Origin of the sequence: Streptosporangium roseum DSM 43021 (assembly GCF_000024865.1) — a bacterium.
GTDB classification, from domain to species: domain Bacteria; phylum Actinomycetota; class Actinomycetes; order Streptosporangiales; family Streptosporangiaceae; genus Streptosporangium; species Streptosporangium roseum.
In genome coordinates this window covers 664,320-683,700 of sequence record NC_013595.1, presented here as the reverse complement: position 1 = coordinate 683,700, position 19,381 = coordinate 664,320, and the positions used below count along the sequence as shown (strand labels likewise).

18 protein-coding genes and 1 pseudogene are annotated in these 19,381 nt (G+C 70.6%); 11 read left to right on the top strand and 8 right to left on the bottom strand.

All coding sequences use genetic code 11. The features are described 5' to 3' along the window. Positions 1-56: 56 nt before the first annotated feature. The 3 genes and pseudogenes from nuoK to SROS_RS53685 form a co-directional block, all read right to left on the bottom strand. A pseudogene (nuoK, locus tag SROS_RS54170) lies at positions 57-338 on the bottom strand (NADH-quinone oxidoreductase subunit NuoK); the annotation flags it as partial. 2 nt (positions 339-340) lie between these two features. Then, a complete protein-coding gene (locus SROS_RS03185) occupies positions 341-877 on the bottom strand; it encodes an NADH-quinone oxidoreductase subunit J family protein (RefSeq protein ID WP_012887439.1) in 537 nt (178 codons plus the stop codon). After that, positions 874-2,001 (bottom strand): 4Fe-4S binding protein, encoded by a 1,128-nt coding sequence (locus SROS_RS53685; protein WP_281047993.1) that lies wholly within the window; start codon positions 1,999-2,001, stop codon positions 874-876. Before SROS_RS53685 ends, SROS_RS03185 begins: the two co-directional genes overlap by 4 nt. A 314-nt stretch (positions 2,002-2,315) precedes the next feature. Between SROS_RS53685 and SROS_RS45630 the strand changes: the two genes are divergently transcribed. Continuing rightward, entirely contained in the window at positions 2,316-3,710 is a 1,395-nt protein-coding gene (locus SROS_RS45630) for a serine/threonine-protein kinase (protein ID WP_012887437.1), read from the top strand. 151 nt (positions 3,711-3,861) lie between these two features. Here the strand turns inward: SROS_RS45630 and SROS_RS03170 are convergent, their stop codons facing one another. The 5 genes from SROS_RS03170 to SROS_RS03150 all read right to left on the bottom strand — a co-directional run bounded on the left by SROS_RS03170 (position 3,862) and on the right by SROS_RS03150 (position 7,625). Continuing rightward, positions 3,862-4,800, bottom strand: a complete 939-nt coding sequence (locus SROS_RS03170; RefSeq protein ID WP_012887436.1) for a hypothetical protein — start codon at positions 4,798-4,800, stop codon at positions 3,862-3,864. 180 nt (positions 4,801-4,980) lie between these two features. Further along, positions 4,981-5,934 carry an NADH-quinone oxidoreductase subunit NuoH gene (gene nuoH / locus SROS_RS03165; RefSeq protein ID WP_012887435.1) on the bottom strand — a complete coding sequence of 318 codons (954 nt, stop codon included), beginning with the start codon at positions 5,932-5,934 and terminating at the stop codon, positions 4,981-4,983. A gap of 187 nt (positions 5,935-6,121) precedes the next feature. After that, a complete protein-coding gene (locus tag SROS_RS03160) occupies positions 6,122-6,682 on the bottom strand; it encodes an NADH-quinone oxidoreductase subunit C (protein ID WP_012887434.1) in 561 nt (186 codons plus the stop codon). Further along, complete coding sequence (locus SROS_RS03155) at positions 6,679-7,200, bottom strand: NADH-quinone oxidoreductase subunit B (protein ID WP_012887433.1); 522 nt, start codon at positions 7,198-7,200, stop codon at positions 6,679-6,681. Before SROS_RS03155 ends, SROS_RS03160 begins: the two co-directional genes overlap by 4 nt. A 53-nt stretch (positions 7,201-7,253) precedes the next feature. Beyond that, the gene (locus tag SROS_RS03150; RefSeq protein WP_012887432.1) at positions 7,254-7,625 is read right to left on the bottom strand and encodes an NADH-quinone oxidoreductase subunit A; all 372 of its coding nucleotides are present in this window, start codon (positions 7,623-7,625) and stop codon (positions 7,254-7,256) included. A 282-nt stretch (positions 7,626-7,907) separates the two neighbouring features. Here SROS_RS03150 and SROS_RS03145 point away from each other — a divergent pair, with 282 nt between their 5' ends. From SROS_RS03145 to SROS_RS03105, 10 genes are all read left to right on the top strand, one after another. After that, a complete protein-coding gene (locus SROS_RS03145; protein ID WP_012887431.1) occupies positions 7,908-9,314 on the top strand; it encodes a polysaccharide deacetylase family protein in 1,407 nt (468 codons plus the stop codon). A 69-nt stretch (positions 9,315-9,383) separates the two neighbouring features. Beyond that, on the top strand, positions 9,384-9,473 hold the full coding sequence (locus SROS_RS54350) for a putative leader peptide (RefSeq protein WP_352031834.1): 90 nt from the start codon (positions 9,384-9,386) through the stop codon (positions 9,471-9,473). 240 nt (positions 9,474-9,713) lie between these two features. After that, positions 9,714-11,567 carry a 2-oxoacid:acceptor oxidoreductase subunit alpha gene (locus SROS_RS03140; RefSeq protein WP_012887430.1) on the top strand — a complete coding sequence of 618 codons (1,854 nt, stop codon included), beginning with the start codon at positions 9,714-9,716 and terminating at the stop codon, positions 11,565-11,567. Next, a complete protein-coding gene (locus SROS_RS03135; protein WP_012887429.1) occupies positions 11,560-12,606 on the top strand; it encodes a 2-oxoacid:ferredoxin oxidoreductase subunit beta in 1,047 nt (348 codons plus the stop codon). Before SROS_RS03140 ends, SROS_RS03135 begins: the two co-directional genes overlap by 8 nt. 178 nt (positions 12,607-12,784) lie before the next feature. Next, on the top strand, positions 12,785-13,777 hold the full coding sequence (locus tag SROS_RS03130; protein WP_052316856.1) for an NAD-dependent epimerase/dehydratase family protein: 993 nt from the start codon (positions 12,785-12,787) through the stop codon (positions 13,775-13,777). Between the two features lie 97 nt (positions 13,778-13,874). After that, entirely contained in the window at positions 13,875-14,540 is a 666-nt protein-coding gene (locus SROS_RS03125) for a polysaccharide deacetylase family protein (protein WP_012887427.1), read from the top strand. Positions 14,541-14,630: 90 nt separating this feature from the next. Beyond that, entirely contained in the window at positions 14,631-15,554 is a 924-nt protein-coding gene (locus tag SROS_RS03120) for a glycosyltransferase family 2 protein (RefSeq protein WP_012887426.1), read from the top strand. Between the two features lie 32 nt (positions 15,555-15,586). Next, positions 15,587-16,741 carry a GNAT family N-acetyltransferase gene (locus tag SROS_RS03115; RefSeq protein ID WP_218919805.1) on the top strand — a complete coding sequence of 385 codons (1,155 nt, stop codon included), beginning with the start codon at positions 15,587-15,589 and terminating at the stop codon, positions 16,739-16,741. Positions 16,742-16,882: 141 nt separating this feature from the next. Further along, a complete protein-coding gene (locus SROS_RS03110; protein ID WP_012887424.1) occupies positions 16,883-18,199 on the top strand; it encodes a nucleotide sugar dehydrogenase in 1,317 nt (438 codons plus the stop codon). Continuing rightward, entirely contained in the window at positions 18,189-19,367 is a 1,179-nt protein-coding gene (locus tag SROS_RS03105; RefSeq protein ID WP_012887423.1) for a glycosyltransferase family 4 protein, read from the top strand. Before SROS_RS03110 ends, SROS_RS03105 begins: the two co-directional genes overlap by 11 nt. The last annotated feature ends 14 nt before the right edge of the window (positions 19,368-19,381 follow it).

Sequence of the window (19,381 nt, the reverse complement as noted above, 5' to 3'; positions counted from 1 at the left end):
GGGTCCTGAGCGGTGCCGCCGCCGGCGGCGGTGGGTTCGGCCAGGTCGCGGAGACGGTCGAGGTCCACGGTCCGGCGGTTGCGGTAGAGCGCGAGGATGATCGCGAGGCCGAGACCGACCTCGGCTGCGGCGATCACGATGACGAAAAGCGTGAGGACCTGGCCACTGTGCAACCGGTCGCGCAGCCACACGTCGAAGGCGACCAGGTTGAGGTTGACCGCGTTGAGCATCAGCTCGACGGACATCAGGACGAGGATCGTGTTGCGGCGGGCGAGCACGCCGTACACGCCGATGGAGAACAACAACGCCGAGACGACAGCCGGATAGACGACGTGCAACGTCAGTCCCTCCCCCGGATGTCGGTGCGGGACAGGACGATGGCGCCGACCAGGGCCGCCAGCAGGAGAACCGAGAGCGCCTCGAACGGGAGCACCCAGTTGCGGAAGATGCTGGAGCCGAGCTCCTTGGCCGAGCCCCCGCCGGGCTCCAGAGGGGCGTAGGCCGTGCGGAAGCCGTCGATGACCACGGTGACCAGCACGGCGGCGGTGGCGATCGCCACGACCGCGGCGGCCGGCCGGTTGCGACTGTCGAGATCGGCGGTTCTGCCGATCGGAGCGCGGGTGAGCATGATGCCGAACAGGAGCAGGGCGACGATCGCGCCGACGTAGATCAGGACCTGGACCCAGGCGACGAACTCGGCCGTCAGGACCAGGTAGCCCCCGGCGAGCGCGCCGAAGCAGACGACCAGCCAGAGAGCGGCGTGGACAAGCTGTCTGGTGGTCACCACCAGCAGTGCCGACCCGACGGCCACCGCACCCAGCAGCAGGAAGACGATCTCCTGCCCGGTCGGCGACAGATAGGACGGCACCTCGGTCACGTCTCCTCCTCGGACTCTCCACTCGGATCCGTGGAAGAAGTCTGCTCCGGTCTGCCCGCCGCCGGAGGCGCGCCACCCTCATCTGTGGACAACTTCTCGGCGGATGGCTTTCCTGTGGATGGAGCGTCCTTCTTGGGCAGGGCCCCCGGTGGCCGGATGGCCCGGACGCTCGCGTGTCCCGCCGACGCCGTCCGTGGCGGCCTCGGCGGTCCTGACCTGCCCGTCGTACGGCCCGCCGTACCGGTGGTGGGGGTGGAGACGTCCGGCGCGGAGGGGGTGGCGGCCGGTTCGGGGGCGGTGCCGGCGGGTCCGGAGGAGGAGTCGGCGGGTGCGCCGGATTCCGGCCGGGGCCCCGTCGCGCCCGGGACGGTTCGGTCCGCACCGGGATCCGTCGCACCCGCGCCCGGGACGGTTCGGTCCGCACCGGGACCCGCCTGACCGGCGGCGGAAGCGGGCCGTGCCGCACCGGTATGCGTCCCGCCGGCGGCAGGGGCCGCACCGGGAGCCGTCTCACCGGCGGCGGAAGCCGTACCGGAGCGCACCTCACCGGCGGAGGCGCCGGAGCCGGTCTCACCCGCGCGGGGAGCGGGGCGGCCCGCACTCGGACCCACCTGACCGGCGGAGACCGCACCGGGACCGGTCTGACCGGCGGCGGGGGCCGTATCCGAGGCCGCCTCGTCGGCGGTGGGAGCCGGGCGGGTCATGCCGGGACCGGCCGCGCCGGGAGCCCTCCCACCGGGACCGGGGCGGACGGGACGGGAGGCGGCTGCCAGCTCCTTCGGGGGGTCGGCGTTGGGCTCGTGGGCGGGGGGCGGGGGGACGGTCTGGGCCCAGGCGGCCAGCTTGTCCTTCTCGTGGACGAGGTTGCGGATGTCGCCCTCGGCGTACTCGAACTCCGGGGACCAGAACAGGGCGTCGAACGGGCAGACCTCGATGCAGATCCCGCAGTACATGCACAGGGAGAAGTCGATCGCGAAGCGGTCGAGCATGTTGCGGGCACGGGGACGGCCGCCCTCGGGGGCGGGGAGGGTCTCCTTGTGGGAGTCGATGTAGATGCACCAGTCGGGACACTCGCGGGCGCAGAGCATGCACACCGTGCAGTTCTCCTCGACCAGAGCGATCACCCCCCGGCTCCGGGGAGGCAGGTCCGGCCGAACTTCGGGGTACTGCTGAGTCACCGATCGGCTCAGCATGTGGCGAAGGGTGACGGAGAGCCCCTTCACCAACCCCACTCCTGGTATCCGTCCCACAACTCAACATCATGGCGCATAGGGGTGCGCTCGGGAATGCGGTGGCCCGTCGGAGAAGCGATCCCCAGGCTCTCCCGGTTATCCACAGTAGTTATCCACAGTCTGTGTGTTCGATTATCGCGCTCTAACTGCGGAACCGATATGGAAGAGGACTGCAAGCAGCTTCAGAAATACGTATTGTTCGCGACATGTCCCACCAGTACGGCCCCGCCTGGCACTCGCAGCCACCCGCACGCTCCAACACGGGGTGGAGCGTGGTGTGGACTCTGGTGCCCCTGTTCACCTGCGGCGTCGGGACGCCGTTCATCATGGGCCACGCCGCATACCGGCTGCGGAGCACCGCGCTGGCCCTCGCCACCGTCCTCTACGGGCTCGGCATCGGGGTGTTCGTCATCGGCGCGGGGATCTACGGAGACTCCGACCTGATCCCGACCTGGCTGGACGCCACGATGATGATCGGGCTGTTCGGCAACTGGCTCGGCGGTCTGGGCCACGCGCTGATCATCAGGGGTTCGGTGTTCCGGCAGCCCGCACCCCCGATCCCGTACCCCGTCCCGGCGCCCCATCCGGCCCCGGCGATGCCGTACCCGACCGCGCCCACCGTCGCGTCGCAGATGCACGTGCCCGTCCCGCGGCCCCAGACCCACCACACCCAGCCCCAGGGCCGCCACGGCCAGTCCCACCACGGCCAGACGCGCTACGACCAGACCCGCCACGGCTACGACCAGCACCACCAGGGCCGGACGCAGCACAGCGGCGGGCCGCACAACAACGGGCCGCACAACAGTGGGCCGCACAACAGCCCGGCGCCGCAGGGCTGGCTGGGGCCGTACCGGCTGATCGGGAGCCTGGGCAAGGGCGGCCAGGGAACGGTCCATCTCGCGCTCACCCCGCAGGGGCAGAAGGTCGCGATCAAGGTTCTGCACGAGCACTTCAACGGCAACCAGGTGGTCCGGGAACGGTTCCTGCGGGAGGTGGAGGCGACGCGCAGGGTTGCGACGTTCTCCACCGCGCGGGTGCTGGACGTCAACATCAACGAGGACCAGGCCTACGTCGTCAGCGAGTACGTGGACGGCGTCTCCCTTGAGCAGCTGGTCCGCGATCAGGGACCGCGCAACGAGGACGGGCTGACCCGGCTGGCCCTGGCCACGGCGGGCGCGCTGGCCGCCATCCACCGGGCGGGCGTGGTGCACCGGGACTTCAAGCCGGCCAACGTGCTGATCGGCGCGGACGGCCCACGCGTGATCGACTTCGGCATCGCCCGCGCCCTCGACCAGGTCACCGCGACGTCGGGCAACATCATGGGCACCCCCGCCTACATGTCCCCCGAGCAGCTCGGCGGGAGCAGCATAGGTCCGGAGACCGACGTGTTCAGCTGGGCGGCCACCATGATCTTCGCTGCCTCCGGCCGGGTGGCCTTCGGCGAGGACACCATCCCCGCCATCCTCAACAGGGTGATCAACCATCAGCCCGACCTGTCGGCCCTGCCCCAGTCGCTGCGCCCGCTGGCCGCGTCCTGCCTGGAGAAACAGCCCGGCAACCGGCCCACGGCCGCCGACATCATGCTGCGGATCGTGACCTAGACGATCGATCGGTTCCGGGGCCCACGGCCGCGGGGATCCGCAACCGCCGCGTGACCGGCCGGGGTCACAGCCCCCCTCGCGCCCGCCTGGAACCGGGTGGCCGCTCCCGGGGTCTCCATGATCACGGCACCGCGTCCCGGACCCGGAATGATCACGGCACCGCGTCCCGGACCCGGGCCGTCAGGTCGAGGTACTCCTCGCGGCTCAGCGCCCGGGTCTGGAGATCCAGCCCGTTCCGTACGGCGAAGCGCTCCACCTCCTCGGGATCCCAGCCACCCGGCAGGTGGAGCAGGCTCTCGCCGAGGATCAGCCCGCTCATGCCGGGCTCCGCCGAGTAGAGCAGCAGCCGGGACGCGTCGATCTCGCGTGTCCGGCGCGCCGTCTCCAGCAGCAGCCGGCCGTGGACGACCACCAGGCGGCAGTGCGGATCCCCCCGCCGCTGGAGCTCCCGGGCGTCGGCGATCTGCCTGCGGGTCCGGCGCCGGCCGATCCCGACGACGACGGCGGCGCCGATGACGGTCACCACGGCCAGGACCAGGGCGGCGATCCCGAGCAGGCCCATGCCCCGGGTGACGTCACGGCCGGGGGCCGTCATGTTGAGGACCACCAGCGTCGCGAAGGCGACGCCGTAGGCCAGCACCAGCCACATGAGCCCGTAGAGCAGCTGCTCCCGCCACCAGATCTTCGGCGAGCCCACGGGCGGCCGCAGGCTTCGCACGCCCGGCACGCGGAGCCGCGGCAGCGCCGGAGGCGGCCGGCGCCAGGTCACCACGTGCCACCCCGGCGACCTGCGGGCGAGCGCGACCCGGGCCTCCTCCCCCGTGGCGAACCGCCGCAGCTCAAACCCCAGGCCGTTCTCCCGGGCGAACGCCTCCACCTGCCGGCGCGAGCGGGAACCGGGAGCCTCCATCATCACCAGGCCGGACCCGTCCAGCACCGCCAGGCCGTACCGCGTCCGGCCCCTGCCCGGGTAGCCGAACAGGAGCAGCGTGCTCACCCGGTCCGGGCCGACGAGCGGCAGCCGTACCGGCGGATGCTCCGGTACCTCGACGACCAGATCGTCGTCCTCCACGGCGAGCGCGAGCGTCATGCGTTCCGTCCTTGGCCTGTGATGTCACATACGGTTTTCCCTCTTGCCCCTTGCCCGGCGCGCACGCTTCGAACGTGTCCGGCGCGCACGCTTCGCACACCGGTCCATCCTGTACGGCGGAGCGGTGCGCGCACGTGACCCGCCACGCCTCCGACGCGGAGATCGCGGACGGGGCGCGGATCAACCCGCCAGGACTTTGACGACCCCCGTCAGCGCGAGCTGGAGCAGCGCCAGCGGCACGAGGCCCGCCCAGGCGAGCTTCTGGAGCTGGTCCTCGCGGAGGCGGGGAAAACTCACCCTGACCCAGATCACCACGAACACCAGGGCGAACACCTTGATGAGCATCCACACGGGCCCGGGCAGCAGAGGCCCGTGCCAGCCGCCCAGGAACAGCACGGAGGTCAGGGCGGAGACCACGATGATCCCAGCGTATTCGGCCAGCATGAACAGGGCGAACCTGATCCCCGCGTATTCGGTCATCGGACCCATGATGATCTCGGAGTCCGCGATCGGCATGTCGAACGGCGGGCGGCGCAGCTCGGCGAGCCCCGCCACGAAGAAGATCATGGCGCCGATCGCCTGCCAGGGCAGCCACCACCACTGCCAGGCCTCCACGATGCCCGGCAGGGAGAGCGTGCCCGCGGCCATCGCGACGCTGGAGGCCGCCAGGACCAGCGGCAGCTCGTAGGACATGAGCTGGGCCGCCGAGCGCATCCCGCCCAGGGCCGAGTATTTGTTCCCCGACGACCACCCGGCCATGATCGAGCCGAGCACGCCGACTCCCATCACGGCCAGGACGAAGAACAGGCCGACGTCCAGGTCCACCCCGACCAGGCCCGGGCCGACCGGGATGACGGCCATCACCACCAGGTAGGGGATCAGCGCCACCCCCGGCGCCAGGGCGAAGACCCGGCGGTCGGCGGCGGCCGGGATCACGTCCTCCTTCTGGACGAACTTGACCCCGTCCGCGATGAGCTGGGCCCAGCCGTGGAACCCCCCGGCGTACATCGGGCCGAGCCGCGCCTGCATGTGCGCCATGACCTTGTGCTCGGTCTGCCCGGCGACCAGGGGCAGCACGAGGAATACCGCGACGATCCCGACCAGCCGGACCGCGGCGTCGAGCACTCCGGCCATCACGCCTCCCAACCGAGCACCCCGGCCATCACGCCTCCCAACCGAGCACCCCGGCCATCACGCCTCCCAACCGAGCACCCCGGCCATCACGCCTCCCAACCGAGCACCCCGGCCGAACGCTCCGGTCATCACGCCTCCCGGCCCACCGGGCGTCTCAGCCGTCACGCCTCCCCGCCCGCCGGCCGTCTCAGCCATCACGTCCCCAGTCGGCGGGCACGCCGGGCGGGAGGGTCTTGCGGCGGCTCGGCGAGCCGTGGTCGGACTCACCGGGCTCCTTGGCCCCCGGCCAGGCCTTCGCGACCCGGGCGGCCAGCACGAAGTCCTTGCGCAGCGGGAAGCCCTCGAAGCCCTCGGGCAGCAGCAGCGGGACCAGGTTCGGGTGGCCCTCGAAGATCACGCCGAACATCTCGAAGGTCTCGCGCTCGTGCCAGTCGGCGCCCCGGAAGACGCCGACCGCGCTGGGCAGCCGGGGGTCCTCGCGCGGCACGCGGGTGCGCAGCAGCAGGTGCCCGCGCGAGCGGGGGTCGAACACGTGGGCGACGATCGAGAACCCGTCCGGCGGGTCGTCCACCGCGGTCAGCCAGTCGAAGAACTCGTAGCCCCCGGAGCGGGCGGACTCCAGCAGGTCGATCCAGTCGCCGGCCTGGACGTCCACCGTGACCTCGCCGAACGACTCCGACACCTGTGCGCGCGTGCCGTACCGCTCCTGGATGGCGGCGACCCCCGGCCGCTCCGCGTCGCCGCTCATACGACCGGCTCCACGGCCGGCCGGGCGTACCGGTCGCCCAGGTGCTCGGCGGCGATCTTCTCCTGGAGCAGCATGATGCCGTGGAGCAGGGCCTCGGGCCGGGGCGGGCAGCCGGGGACGTAGACGTCCACCGGGATGATCTGGTCGACGCCCTTGGTGACGCAGTAGGAGTCCCAGTACGGCCCGCCGGAGTTGGAGCAGGCGCCGAAGGAGATCACGTATTTCGGTTCGGGCATCTGCTCGTACAGCCGCTTGACCGCGGGGGCCATCTTGTCGGTGACCGTGCCCGAGACGATCATCAGGTCGGCCTGCCGCGGGCCGTTGGCGAACGGGATGACCCCGAACCTGATGAAGTCGTGCCTGCTCATCGTGGTCGCGATGAACTCGATCGCGCAGCAGGCCAGGCCGAAGTTGAACGCCCACAACGAGTAGCGCCGTCCCCAGTTGAGGATGAAGCGCATGGGCTTGGGGGCCAGCCGGGAGACCGGCCCCACCGTGGGCATCGGAAGATCCGCCATGAGACCCATTCTCCTTCAGTGCCGATGGTCTCGCTCGCTCGGCCACCCGGGCCTCAGGTCCAGGCGAGCACGCGTTTGCGCCAGGCGTACAGGATCCCGAGCGCGATGAAGCCCAGGAAGACGAACATCTCCACCAGGGTGGTCATCCCGAAGCCGGGGGCGGCGAAGACCGTCGCCCACGGGAAGAGGAAGACCGCGTCCACGGCGAACACGACGTAGAGGTAGGTGAAGACGTAGTAGCGGACCTGGGACTGGGCCCAGTCGGCGCCGACCGGGTCGACGCCGCACTCGTAGGTCAGCAGCTTCTCCGGGGTCGGGCGGTGCGGGCGGAGCAGCCGGTTGACCGTCAGCGCGCCGACGACGATGGCCACCCCGATCGCGAACAGCGCGAGGACCACCCCATAGGAGCTGAAATATCCGCTCATGGATCCTCCTCGTGGGCCCCCGCCGGACGAAGCCCCCTCCCCACCTATAGCAGTATCCACCCCCCTCGTCACCCAGTGGAGCGAGCCAAACCTGATGCGGCCAAAACCTCTTCCCCTTTAACCCCAAAGGCAGGCAAAAAGGCATATATCGCCTTTAACCTCTCCTTCATGCCCAAATTGCGATTCGTCGGAGGAATCGCGCTGGTTGCCGCAACCGTAGCCAGCTGCGGCGTGACCACCCCTTCCCCCGCTGCGGAAAAACTGCTCCCCTCGGAACCCACGATGATCAACTATGTGGACCCCTCCCGGGTCCAGGGGCTGAGCGTCCGGACCATGAACGGAGGTGACACCGGCGACCGGCGCGTGCACGTGACCTACCCCTCGATCGACGACGCCCCCCGCCTGTCCGAGAAGATCCGCCGGACGGTCACCGAGCGGCTCGACCGGTTCATCCGGGACACCTCCATGAACACCGCCCTCCCCCACCCGGAGTTCAACGTGGACTGGCAGCTCGCCGCCGCGTCCGACCAGGTGGTCGGCGTCCGGCTGCGCACCGGCGAGTCCCTCGGAGCCGGCTGGTCGGAGTCCCGCACCACCGTCTGGTACGACCGGGTGGACAGGCGCGCCCTGGACTCCACCGCCCTCCTCAGGGACGGCTCCGCGCTGGCCGAGCTGGCCCGGATCGTCAGGGAGAGCCTGAACGACAGGGGGTCGCCAGTGGATCCGCGCGCCGTCAGGCCGGACGCGGAGCTGTTCGACTCCCTCAGCTTCAACCCGCACGGCGAGCTCGTCGTGGAGTTCGACGACTACCAGGTGTCGGGAGGGCCCCTCGGCCGGGTGGCGGTGGCCGTCCCGGCCGCCGAGGTGGCGCCGCTGCTGTCGGCCACCGGCCTGCGGGCGCAGCGCGCGGCCGCGGGGACGGCGCGGACGTCTCCGCCGATGGGGTCGGATGAATCCATCGAGGCGGCGAGCACCGTCAAGCTTCCGGCGCGGAGCTCCAAGGCGGGCAGCGTGGACTGCGCGAGGGTCAAGTGCGTCGCGCTGACCTACGACGACGGGCCGGGCCCGGACACCGGGCGGCTGCTGGACATCCTCGCCGGTGCGGACGCCAGGGCGACCTTCTTCAGCGTCGGCTCCAACGCCGCCGCCCGCCCCGAGCTGCTGCGGCGGATGCGGCAGGAGGGGCACCTGGTGGCCAACCACACCTGGTCCCACCGCGACCTGACCTCCCTGTCCACCAGCAGGATCGCCGACCAGATCGACCGCACCCAGTACACGATCACCCAGACGATCTGGCAGGTCCCGACGCTGGTGCGCCCGCCGTACGGCGCGAGCAGCGTCCAGGTCGCCTCCGTGGCGCGCAGGCTGGGCCTGTCGGTGGTCCGGTGGAGCGTGGACACCGAGGACCGGCGCGACCGCGACCCCGGGGCCATCGCCGACCGGGCCGTCTCCCGGGCCAGGCCGGGAGCGATCGTCCTCATGCACGACGTCCACGGCGCGACCGTCGACGCGGCTCCCGAGATCTTGCGCCGCCTGAAGGAGAAGGGCTACACCTTTGTCACCGTCCCCGAGCTGTACGGCTCGCGCGGAATGGAGCCGGGCAGGACCTACGACTCCGCCGCGTCCGGCGGCAGCTCGGGGAAGTCGGGCAGCGTAACGCGCGCGCTGGAGAAGCAGGCGCTGCCATAACCTGGGGCTATGAGCACATAGCCGGAGGTGATGAGGTCGGCTCCCGGGCGGGACATATAGTTAGGCATCGTGACCCCAACTGTCCTCTTCGGCCGCCTGCACATAGACCTGTGCCGGCTCGCCGCCGGGCTGTGTCGGGCCAACTGTTCGCGATCGTGACCCCCACGTAGGCCGCCTCCCGGCCGCATTCGCAACGCCGGCGCCCCCGCCCTGACCCAGCGGCCGCCGAGGAGGTGCGACACACGTCACCTTCCTCCGCCGAGTGGAACGCGAAAGATTACGCGTGACTTCGAGGGATCTAGCAACGCGAAAGATTACGCGTCACTCCGAGGGATCTAGCATGGAACTGAGAACGTGCAACCAGCAACGGCGCCCTGCCGCGTCGAGGAGGACTGAGCTTTGACCAAGCAGGTTCAGCAACTCGACCGCGTGATCATCCGGTTCGCCGGAGACTCCGGTGACGGCATGCAGCTCACCGGTGATCGCTTCACCGCGGGAACTGCGGAGTTCGGCAACGACCTGTCGACCCTGCCCAACTTCCCGGCCGAGATCCGCGCCCCCGCAGGGACCCTGCCGGGTGTGTCGAGCTTCCAGCTTCACTTCGCCGACCACGACATCCTCACCCCCGGCGACGCCCCCAACGTCCTGGTCGCGATGAACCCCGCCGCGTTGAAGGCCAACCTCGGCGACCTGCCGCGCGGGGCCGACATCATCGCCAACACCGACGAGTTCACCAAGCGCAACCTGCAGAAGGTGGGCTACGACGGCAACCCCCTGGAAGACGACTCGCTCGCCGAGTGGCGCCTCCACCCGGTGCCGCTGACCTCCCTGACGGTCAAGGCGCTCGAAGGCTTCACGCTGTCCAAGAAGGACGCCGAGCGGTCCAAGAACATGTTCGCCCTCGGGCTCCTGAGCTGGCTCTACCACCGGCCGACCGAGGCGACGATCCAGTTCCTGGAGAACAAGTTCGCCAAGAAGCCGGACATCGCCAAGGCCAACATCGCGGCCTTCCAGGCGGGCTGGAACTACGGCGAGACCACCGAGTCCTTCTCGGTCTCCTACGAGGTCAAGCCGGCCAAGCTGCCCCCCGGCGTCTACCGCAACATCTCCGGCAACCAGGCGCTCGCCTACGGCCTGATCGCCGCCTCCGTGCAGTCGAGGCTGCCGCTGTTCCTCGGGTCCTACCCGATCACCCCGGCCAGCGACATCCTGCACGAGCTGTCCAAGCACAAGCGGTTCGGCATCCGTACCTTCCAGGCCGAGGACGAGATCGCGGGCGTCGGCGCGGCGCTCGGCGCCGCCTTCGGCGGGGCACTCGGCGTCACCACGACCTCCGGGCCCGGCGTGGCGCTGAAGGCCGAGACCGTCGGCCTGGCGGTGACCACCGAGCTTCCGCTGCTCGTGGTCGACGTGCAGCGCGCGGGGCCGAGCACCGGCATGCCCACCAAGACCGAGCAGACCGACCTCCTCATGGCCATGTTCGGCCGCAACGGTGAGTCGCCGCTGCCGATCGTGGCGCCGGCCACCCCGTCCGACTGCTTCGACGCGGCCATCGAGGCGGCCCGCCTGGCGGTGAAGTACCGCACGCCGGTCATGCTGCTGTCCGACGGCTACCTCGCCAACGGCTCCGAGCCGTGGAAGGTGCCCAGCGCGGCCGAGCTGCCGGACATCGCCACCGAGTTCGCCACCGGGCCCAACGGCGAGGACGGCGTGACCTTCCTGCCCTTCAAGCGCGACGCCGAGACCCTCGCCCGTCCCTGGGCCATCCCGGGCACCGCGGGCCTGGAGCACCGGATCGGCGGCATCGAGAAGGCCGAGAACACCGGAAACATCTCCTACGACCCCAACAACCACGACAAGATGGTCCGGCTCCGCCAGGCCAAGATCGACGGGATCGCCCGGGACATCCCGCCGCTGGAGGTCGACGACCCCGACGGCGACGCCCGGGTGCTGGTCCTCGGCTGGGGTTCCACCTACGGCCCGATCGCGGCGGCCGTACGGCGGATCAGGAAGTCCGGCGGCAAGGTCGCCCAGGCCCACCTGCGGCACCTCAACCCGCTGCCCGCCAACACCGGCGAGGTCCTGCGGGCCTACGACAAGGTGTTGCTCCCCGAGATCAACCTCGGCCAGCTCGCGCTGCTGCTCCGCGCCCGCTTCCTGGTCGACATCATCAGCTACAACCGCGTGCGCGGGCTTCCGTTCAAGGCCGAGGAGCTGGCCGGCGTGATCCAGGACGTGATCGACAGTGAGTGAGATCCAGAACGGCAGGGGCCTGTCCCTGGTCCCGAAGTCCGACGTCAAGCTGGGCATGAAGGACTTCAAGTCCGACCAGGAGGTCCGCTGGTGCCCGGGCTGCGGTGACTACGCGATCCTGGCCGCGGTCCAGTCCTTCGTCCCCGAGCTGGGCCTCAAGCGCGAGAACATGGTGTTCGTCTCGGGTATCGGCTGCTCGTCCCGGTTCCCGTACTACATGAACACCTACGGCTTCCACTCGATCCACGGGCGCGCCCCGGCAATCGCGACCGGGCTGGCCACCTCGCGCCCCGACCTGTCGGTATGGGTGATCACCGGTGACGGCGACGCGCTGTCCATCGGCGGCAACCACCTGATCCACGCGCTGCGCCGCAACGTCAACCTGAACATCCTGCTGTTCAACAACAGGATCTACGGCCTGACCAAGGGCCAGTACTCCCCGACCTCCGAGATCGGCAAGATCACGAAGTCCACCCCGATGGGCTCGCTGGACAAGCCGTTCAACCCGGTCTCGCTGGCGATCGGCGCCGAGGCCTCCTTCGTGGCCCGGACCATCGACTCCGACCGCAAGCACCTGCAGTCGGTGCTGCGCGAGGCCGCCGAGCACCGGGGCACCTCCCTGGTCGAGATCTACCAGAACTGCAACATCTTCAACGACAACGCCTTCGAGCAGTTGAAGGACCCGGAGCAGCGTGACGACATCACGCTGCGCCTGGAGCACGGCCGGCCGATCGTCTCGGCCTCCAAGGCCGTACGGCGGGCGGCCGACGGCGGCATCGAGGTCGTCCCGAGGGCGGAGGTGAGCGAGGCCGAGATCCTCGTCCACGACGCCCACCGCGCCGACCCCTCGCTGGCGTTCGCGCTGTCGCGACTGGACGAGCCCGCCTTCGAGCACGTCCCGATCGGCGTCTTCCGCAGCGTGGAGCGCCCTTCCTACGACGAGCTGATGGCCGGGCAGCTTGAGGAGGCCGTCGGCGATCGCGGCCGGGGCGACCTGGACGACCTGCTGCTCGCCGGGGACACCTGGCGCATCGGCTGACAGACGAGATGACGACGATGGGGCCGCTCGATCGAGCGGCCCCATCGGTTTTTCCCCGGACAGGCCGATATCGGCTGCCTCGCGGCGCGGGACAAGGTATGAAATGCCTGGGCCTATCAGCCAGGTATGCCAGCTAGAGCGTCCGACATGACTCGTTAGACACACGAGGAGAACGCCCATGCTCACCGCCCCTGCGCCCGGAGACCCGCATGTCCAGGGACAGGAAGACCACCTCTGGTACGGCTCACGCGTGCTGGTGACAGGTGCCACCGGATTCATCGGAGCCCATCTCGTACGGCGCCTGGGCTCGCTCGGGGCCCAGGTGCACGCGGTCAGCCGCAGGCCCCAGGAGAGGTCCGCCTCCGGCGCGACCTGGCACGTCGCGGACGTCAGCGACGCGGAGGCGATCGAGGACCTCGTCCGTTCCACCCGGCCCGGCGTCGTGTTCCACCTCGCCAGCGAGGTCGCCGGAGCGAGGGACCCGCGGCTCGTCCGGACGATGCTGGACAGCAACCTCGCCAGCGTGGTCAACCTGCTGACGGCGGTCGCCGACAGCCCCGGCACCCGGGTGGTGCTCGCCGGATCGCTGGAGGAGCCCCGGCCTGGCGAGGGCGAGGCGGCGCCGTCCTCGCCCTACGCGGTCGCCAAATGGGCCGCCAGCGGCTACGCGCGGATGTTCCACCACCTCTGGGACGTCCCCGTGACGACCCTGCGCATCGGGATGGTCTACGGGCCGGACCAGCCCGACACCAGCAAGCTGGTGCCCTACGCGACGCTCTCGCTGCTCCGCGGCGAGGCGCCCAGCCTCAGCAGTGGAACGCGCCATCTGGACTGGGTCTACGTCGACGACGTGGTCGACGCCTTCCTCGCCGCGGGCAGGACCGCCGAGGCGGCCGGCCGGAGCTTCGACATCGGCACGGGCACGAGGACCTCCATCCGGGACACCGTGGAGCTGCTGGGCCGGATCGTCGGCAGCTCGCTGCGCCCTCACTACGGCGCGCTCTCCGACCGCCCGCTGGACAGCGCCCGGATCGCCGACATCGCTCCCGCCGCCGAGGTGCTCCGCTGGCGTCCCGCCACCGGCCTGGAGGAGGGCCTCCGGCTGACCGCAGCCTGGTACGCCGAGCGCCTGCGGCAGGACGACGTGCCGCGGCGGGGCGGCACGCTGTAACGGGAGGCCGCGGAATCCGATATCAACCGGGGGCACGGTCATCGTGCGCGGTGCCCGTTCCCGCAACCGGGACGCCGGATCAGAAACGAGGGCGCTGGTGGATTCGGTCGTCAACCTCACGGTGCACGGCATCGGTCCGACCAGCCGCGAGCTCGACCCGGGTGAGGACACGACCTGGGTCAGCGTCGAGCAGTTCGAGCAGGTCCTCGACGCGGCGGTGGGCCGCCCGGACGTCCGCATCACCTTCGACGACGGCAACGCCTCCGATGTGGAGATCGCCCTTCCCCGGCTGCTCGACCGCGGTCTCACCGCTGAGTTCTTCGTGCTGGCCGGGCTCCTCGGCGAGCCGGGCCGGCTGGACGCGGACGGGGTGCGGGAGCTGGTCGCGGCGGGCATGCGGGTCGGCTCACACGGCTGGGCGCATCGCGACTGGCGGCGGCTGGACGGGGAGCAGGCGGAAGAGGAGATCGCCGACGCCAACCGGCTCCTCGGCGAGCTCACCGGGCGGCGGGTGTCGAGGGTGGCCATCCCGTTCGGCTCCTATGACAGGCGCGTGCTCGGCAGGCTGCGGCGGGCGGCGGTGACGCGCGCCTACACCAGCGACGGCGGCCGCGCCCGGCCCGGCTCCTGGCTCCAGCCGCGCAACAGCCTGCGCCACGACATCGACGGCACGTGGGCCCCCCGGATCATCGACGGGACGCCGCCGCTGCCGCTGCGCGTCCGCAGGGTCGCCGCGCGGGCGTTCAAGCGTGCCCGCGGGTGAGAGTCCCGCGATCGGCGCGGGCGGGAGCCGGAGCGCCGGTGCGGTCTGGAACGTGGTAACGACACCGCCGCGCCCGACGATGACGAATATATGACGCCTGGTACCCCCCGGATCGCCGTAGTGATCGTCACTTACAACAGCGCGGAGGTACTCGAAGGCTGTCTGCGCTCTCTCGTCGAGGGCTCCCGGGGTGTGCGCCTCACCGACGTCGTCGTGGCCGACAACGCCTCGAAGGACGGGTCGCTCAAGATCGCCGCAGGGGTGACCGGCCTCCCGCTCCAGACCGTCCAGCTCGGCCGGAACGCCGGTTACGCCGCGGCGATCAACGCCGGCATCGAGGCGCTGGACCTCCGGGACATCGACGCGGTCTACGTGATCAATCCCGACTGCAGGTTGCGGCCGGGCTCGCTCCTCCCGCTCGCCGACGCGCTGCGGCCGCCGGGGCGCGGCATCGCCGTACCACGCATGATCAACCCGGACGGCAGCCTGCAGCCGTCGCTGCGCAGGACACCCACCCTGCGCAGGGCGCTGGCGGAGGCGCTGATCGGCGGAGACCTCGCGGGCCGGATCGGCACGCTCGGCGAGCTGGTCACCGACCCGCGGGAGTACGAACGGCCCGGCGTCGCGGCATGGGCGACCGGCGCGGCCATGCTCATCTCCACTGACGTCATCAGGGAGATCGGCCCGTGGGACGAGTCGTTCCTGCTCTACAGCGAGGAGACCGAGTTCGCGCTCCGTGCCGGCGACCGGGGCTGGGCGCTCTGGTACGAACCGGCGTCGGTGATCGAGCACATCGGCGGCGACTCGGGGGTCAACCCCACCCTCGCCGCCCTGCTCACGGTCAACAAGGTGAAGCTGTTCCGCCGGCGCCGGAGCGCTCCGGCCTCGTTCGCCTACTACCTGGCGGTCGTCTTCGGCGAGGGAGTGCGCGCGCTCGCGGGGCGCCGCACGTCACGGGCATCGGTCGTGGCTCTGCTCAGACCGTCGCGCCGGCTCCAGAAGCTCGCGGACTGATCCGGTCGGCGACGAGAGGAACGACATTGAGCATGCCCGCGAGCGAACCGCCCGGCGGACCGGAGGCACCCGATCCCGCACGGCCGGAGAGGGCACGGGCGGCCGCACAGGCGGCACAGGCGGCGCAGACGGAGACGGTGCGGACGGTCGGGTTCGACGCGCTCACCGCGGAGGAGCTGGACGCCTGGCACCTGCTGCGGGCGGCCAACCCCCTGCTGGACAGCCCCTACTTCCACCCCGGCTTCGCCGCGGCCGTGCACGCCAGCGGCCGCGAGGTGCGGGTGGCGGTGGGCAGGGACCGGGCGGGCGAGGTCCGCGCCCTGCTGCCCCATCACCGCGAGCGGTCGCTGATCAGGCCCGCGGGCTGGCCGGCGGCCGACTTCCAGGGGCCCGTGCTCGCCCCCGGCTCCTCCTTCCCCCCGCTGGCCCTGCTCGCCGGTGGAGTCCGCGGCTTCGAGTTCGACCACCTGGTGGAGAGCTGCGCGGACTTCGAGCCGTGGGTGGAGTCGCGGCGGCCGTCGCCGTTCCTGGACGTCTCCGGCGGCCTGGAGGGATACCTGGGCCGGGCGTCACGCAGCGGCAAGGACAACATGGGACAGGCCCGCCGCCGTACGGCGAAGGCCGATCGGACGTACGGCCCGGTGCGGTTCGCCGCCGACGCGGTCGACCCCGAGGTCCTGGACCGGGTGGTGGAGCTCAAGCGCGCGCAGTATGCCGCCACCGGTGCCAGGGACTACTTCGCCGAACCGGACCGCCATGACCTGCTGACCCGGCTGCTGCACACCCGCGACTCCTCATTCGGGGGCGTTCTGTCCACTTTGCACGCCGGTCCCCATCTGGTGGCGGCACATTTCGGAATACGTTCGGAAAACGTGCTCCACTGGTGGTTCCCGGTCTACGATCCGGCTTTCTCCGCCCTCGCCCCCGGATGGATGCTGCTGCGCGAACTCGTCGCCGCCGCTCCCGCCCTCGGTATCACGCGCATCGACCTCGGACGCGGCGACGACGAGTACAAACGGCGCGCCAAGACCGGTGAGACGCCGGTGTGCCAGGGGATCGTGACCCGGAGCTCGGCCCGGCAGGCGCTGCGGCGGGCACGGGACTCCATGGTCACCTCGGCGAAATCATCCGCACTCGGCCCTGGCTTGCGCCATATTGTGCACAAACTTCGCGATTTGCGGCGGTAATCACATCTCCAGGGACGAGTACTTCTCGAAAACGTAACGATCCAAAGAAATCATCCGACTAAAGGGTGATTCGGGCGAGGCTTAGAAAACGCCTCCTGCCCCGCAACCGGCCGGCAAGTGACGCGATGGAGGCAGCGCACAATGAGAATCAGCGTGTTCGGACTCGGCTATGTCGGCTGCGTCTCCGCGGCCTGTCTCGCGGCCAGCGGGCACGAGGTGATCGGCGTCGACGTCAATCCCACGAAGATCGAACTCATCGGCCGCGGCCAGGCGCCGGTCGTCGAGGAGCGGATCGGCGAGCTGACCGCCGAGGTCGTGCGGGCCGGCGCGCTGCGGGCCACCACCGACGTCGCCGAGGCGATCAACGAGACGGAGATCTCGCTGATCTGCGTGGGCACGCCGTCCGCCCCGAACGGCAGCCTCTCCACCGCCTACCTGGAGCGGGTGGCCGAGCAGATCGGCCAGGTGCTGGCCGGCAAGAGCGAGCGGCACACGATCGTCTTCCGCAGCACCATGCTCCCCGGCACCTGCACCGACCTGCTCATCCCGATCCTGGAACGGACCTCGGGGCTGCGGGCCGGAACCGGCTTCGGCGTGGCGGTCAACCCGGAGTTCCTGCGCGAGGGAACGAGCGTGCGCGACTTCTTCGAGCCGCCCAAGACCGTCATCGGCCAGCTCGACCCCGCCAGCGGCGACGCGGTCGCCTCGCTGTACGAGGGCCTGCCGGGCGAGGTCTTCCGGGTGCCCATGGCGGTGGCCGAGATGACCAAGTACGCCGACAACGCCTTCCACGGATTGAAGATCAGCTTCGCCAACGAGATCGGGGCGGTCTGCCAGGCACTCGGTCTTGACTCCCACCAGGTCATGGACGTCTTCCTCGCCGACCGCAAGCTCAACATCAGCCCCGCCTACCTGCGGCCGGGTTTCGCCTTCGGCGGCTCGTGCCTGCCCAAGGACCTCAGGGGCCTGGTCTACGCGGCCCGGCGGGCCGACGTCTCGGTGCCGCTGCTGTCGCACGTCCTGCCGTCCAACGAGGACCACCTGCGGCGTGCCTTCGAGCTGGTGGCCGCGGCCGGCAGCCGCCGTGTCGGGCTGTTCGGGCTGTCGTTCAAGCCGGGCACCGACGACCTGCGGGAGAGCCCCCTGGTCGAGCTGGCCGAACGCCTGCTGGGCAAGGGATACGACCTGCGCATCTATGACGCCAACGTCTCGCTGTCCCGCCTGATGGGGGCCAACCGGGACTACATCGAGAGCAGGCTGCCGCACCTGGGCGACCTGCTGAGCAACTCCGCCGACGACGTGCTCGCGCACGCCGACGTCTGCGTCGTCGGCTGCAAGGACCCCGCCGTGCTGAGCGCGCTCGACGGCGCGGGTGACCGTACGATCATCGACCTCGTCCGCCTCCCCGACGCCGCCGAGCGCCGGGCACACCCTGGATACGTGGGCCTTGGCTGGTAAAGCACTCATCCTCGTCGAGAACCTCTCCGTACCGTTCGACCGGCGGGTGTGGCAGGAAAGCACCACGCTGCGCGACGCCGGTTGGGACGTGCATGTCATCTGTCCTCAGGGCACCAAACGGGACACCGAGCCGCGCGTCGAGATAGACGGGGTGAAGATCTACCGCTATCCGCTGCGGGCGGCGACCGGCGGCCCGCTCGGCTACGTGCAGGAGTACGGCTCGGCGCTGTGGCACACCTTCCGGCTGGCCCGGCGGATCGGGCCGGTGGACGTGGTGCACGCCTGCAACCCGCCGGACCTGCTGTTCCTCGTGGCGAGGATGCTCAAGCGGCGGGGCGCGCGGTTCGTGTTCGACCAGCACGACCTGGTGCCCGAGCTCTACCTGTCCCGCTTCGACCGCGGCGAGGACTTCCTCTACCGCGCCGTGTGCCGGCTGGAGCGGCTCACCTACCGGGCCGCCGACGTGGTCATCGCGACCAACGAGAGCTACCGCGAGGTCGCGATCGGCAGAGGCGGCAAGAAGCCCGAAGAGGTGTTCGTGGTGCGCAGCGCACCGGCGGTCGAGCGGTTCCACCAGGTCCCCCCGGAGGAGTCGATCAAGCGCGGGAAGCCGCACCTGCTCTGCTACCTCGGCGTGATGGGCCCGCAGGACGGCGTGGACTACGCGCTGCGGTCCCTGGCCAGGCTCCGCGACGACCTGGGCCGCACGGACTGGCACGCGGTGTTCGTCGGCGGCGGGGACACCTTCGAGGACATGGTCGCCTTCTCCTGCGAGCTGGGCCTGTCGGACTCCGTCGAGTTCACCGGCCGGATCCCGGACGAGGACCTGCTGCGCTACCTGTCCGCGGCGGACGTCTGCCTCGCGCCGGACCCGCTCAACCCGCTCAACGACGTGTCCACCATGAACAAGATCATGGAGTACATGGCGATGGCCCGCCCGATCGTCTCCTTCGACCTCCGCGAAGCGCGGGTCTCGGCCGGAGACGCCGCGGTCTACGCACCGGCCAACGACGAGCCGGAGTTCGCCAAGCTGATCGCCCGGCTGCTCGACGACCCCCAGGAGCGTCAGCGGATGGGCGAGGCCGGCAAGGCCCGGGTCACCGGCCCGTTGTCGTGGGAACGCTCCAGGACCGCGCTTCTGGCCGCCTACGAGGCCGCCTGTTCCTGACACACCAGCGAGAG

What these genes read in the sequence shown, in the direction of transcription:
- SROS_RS45630 (WP_012887437.1), top strand. Translation starts at nt 2,316, where the DNA reads ATGTCCCACCAGTACGGCCCCGCCTGGCACTCGCAGCCACCCGCACGC.
- SROS_RS03170 (WP_012887436.1), bottom strand. Translation starts at nt 4,800, where the DNA reads ATGACGCTCGCGCTCGCCGTGGAGGACGACGATCTGGTCGTCGAGGTA.
- nuoH (WP_012887435.1), bottom strand. Translation starts at nt 5,934, where the DNA reads ATGGCCGGAGTGCTCGACGCCGCGGTCCGGCTGGTCGGGATCGTCGCG.
- SROS_RS03160 (WP_012887434.1), bottom strand. Translation starts at nt 6,682, where the DNA reads ATGAGCGGCGACGCGGAGCGGCCGGGGGTCGCCGCCATCCAGGAGCGG.
- SROS_RS03155 (WP_012887433.1), bottom strand. Translation starts at nt 7,200, where the DNA reads ATGGCGGATCTTCCGATGCCCACGGTGGGGCCGGTCTCCCGGCTGGCC.
- SROS_RS03150 (WP_012887432.1), bottom strand. Translation starts at nt 7,625, where the DNA reads ATGAGCGGATATTTCAGCTCCTATGGGGTGGTCCTCGCGCTGTTCGCG.
- SROS_RS03145 (WP_012887431.1), top strand. Translation starts at nt 7,908, where the DNA reads ATGATCAACTATGTGGACCCCTCCCGGGTCCAGGGGCTGAGCGTCCGG.
- SROS_RS03130 (WP_052316856.1), top strand. Translation starts at nt 12,785, where the DNA reads ATGCTCACCGCCCCTGCGCCCGGAGACCCGCATGTCCAGGGACAGGAA.
- SROS_RS03120 (WP_012887426.1), top strand. Translation starts at nt 14,631, where the DNA reads ATGACGCCTGGTACCCCCCGGATCGCCGTAGTGATCGTCACTTACAAC.
- SROS_RS03115 (WP_218919805.1), top strand. Translation starts at nt 15,587, where the DNA reads ATGCCCGCGAGCGAACCGCCCGGCGGACCGGAGGCACCCGATCCCGCA.
- SROS_RS03110 (WP_012887424.1), top strand. Translation starts at nt 16,883, where the DNA reads ATGAGAATCAGCGTGTTCGGACTCGGCTATGTCGGCTGCGTCTCCGCG.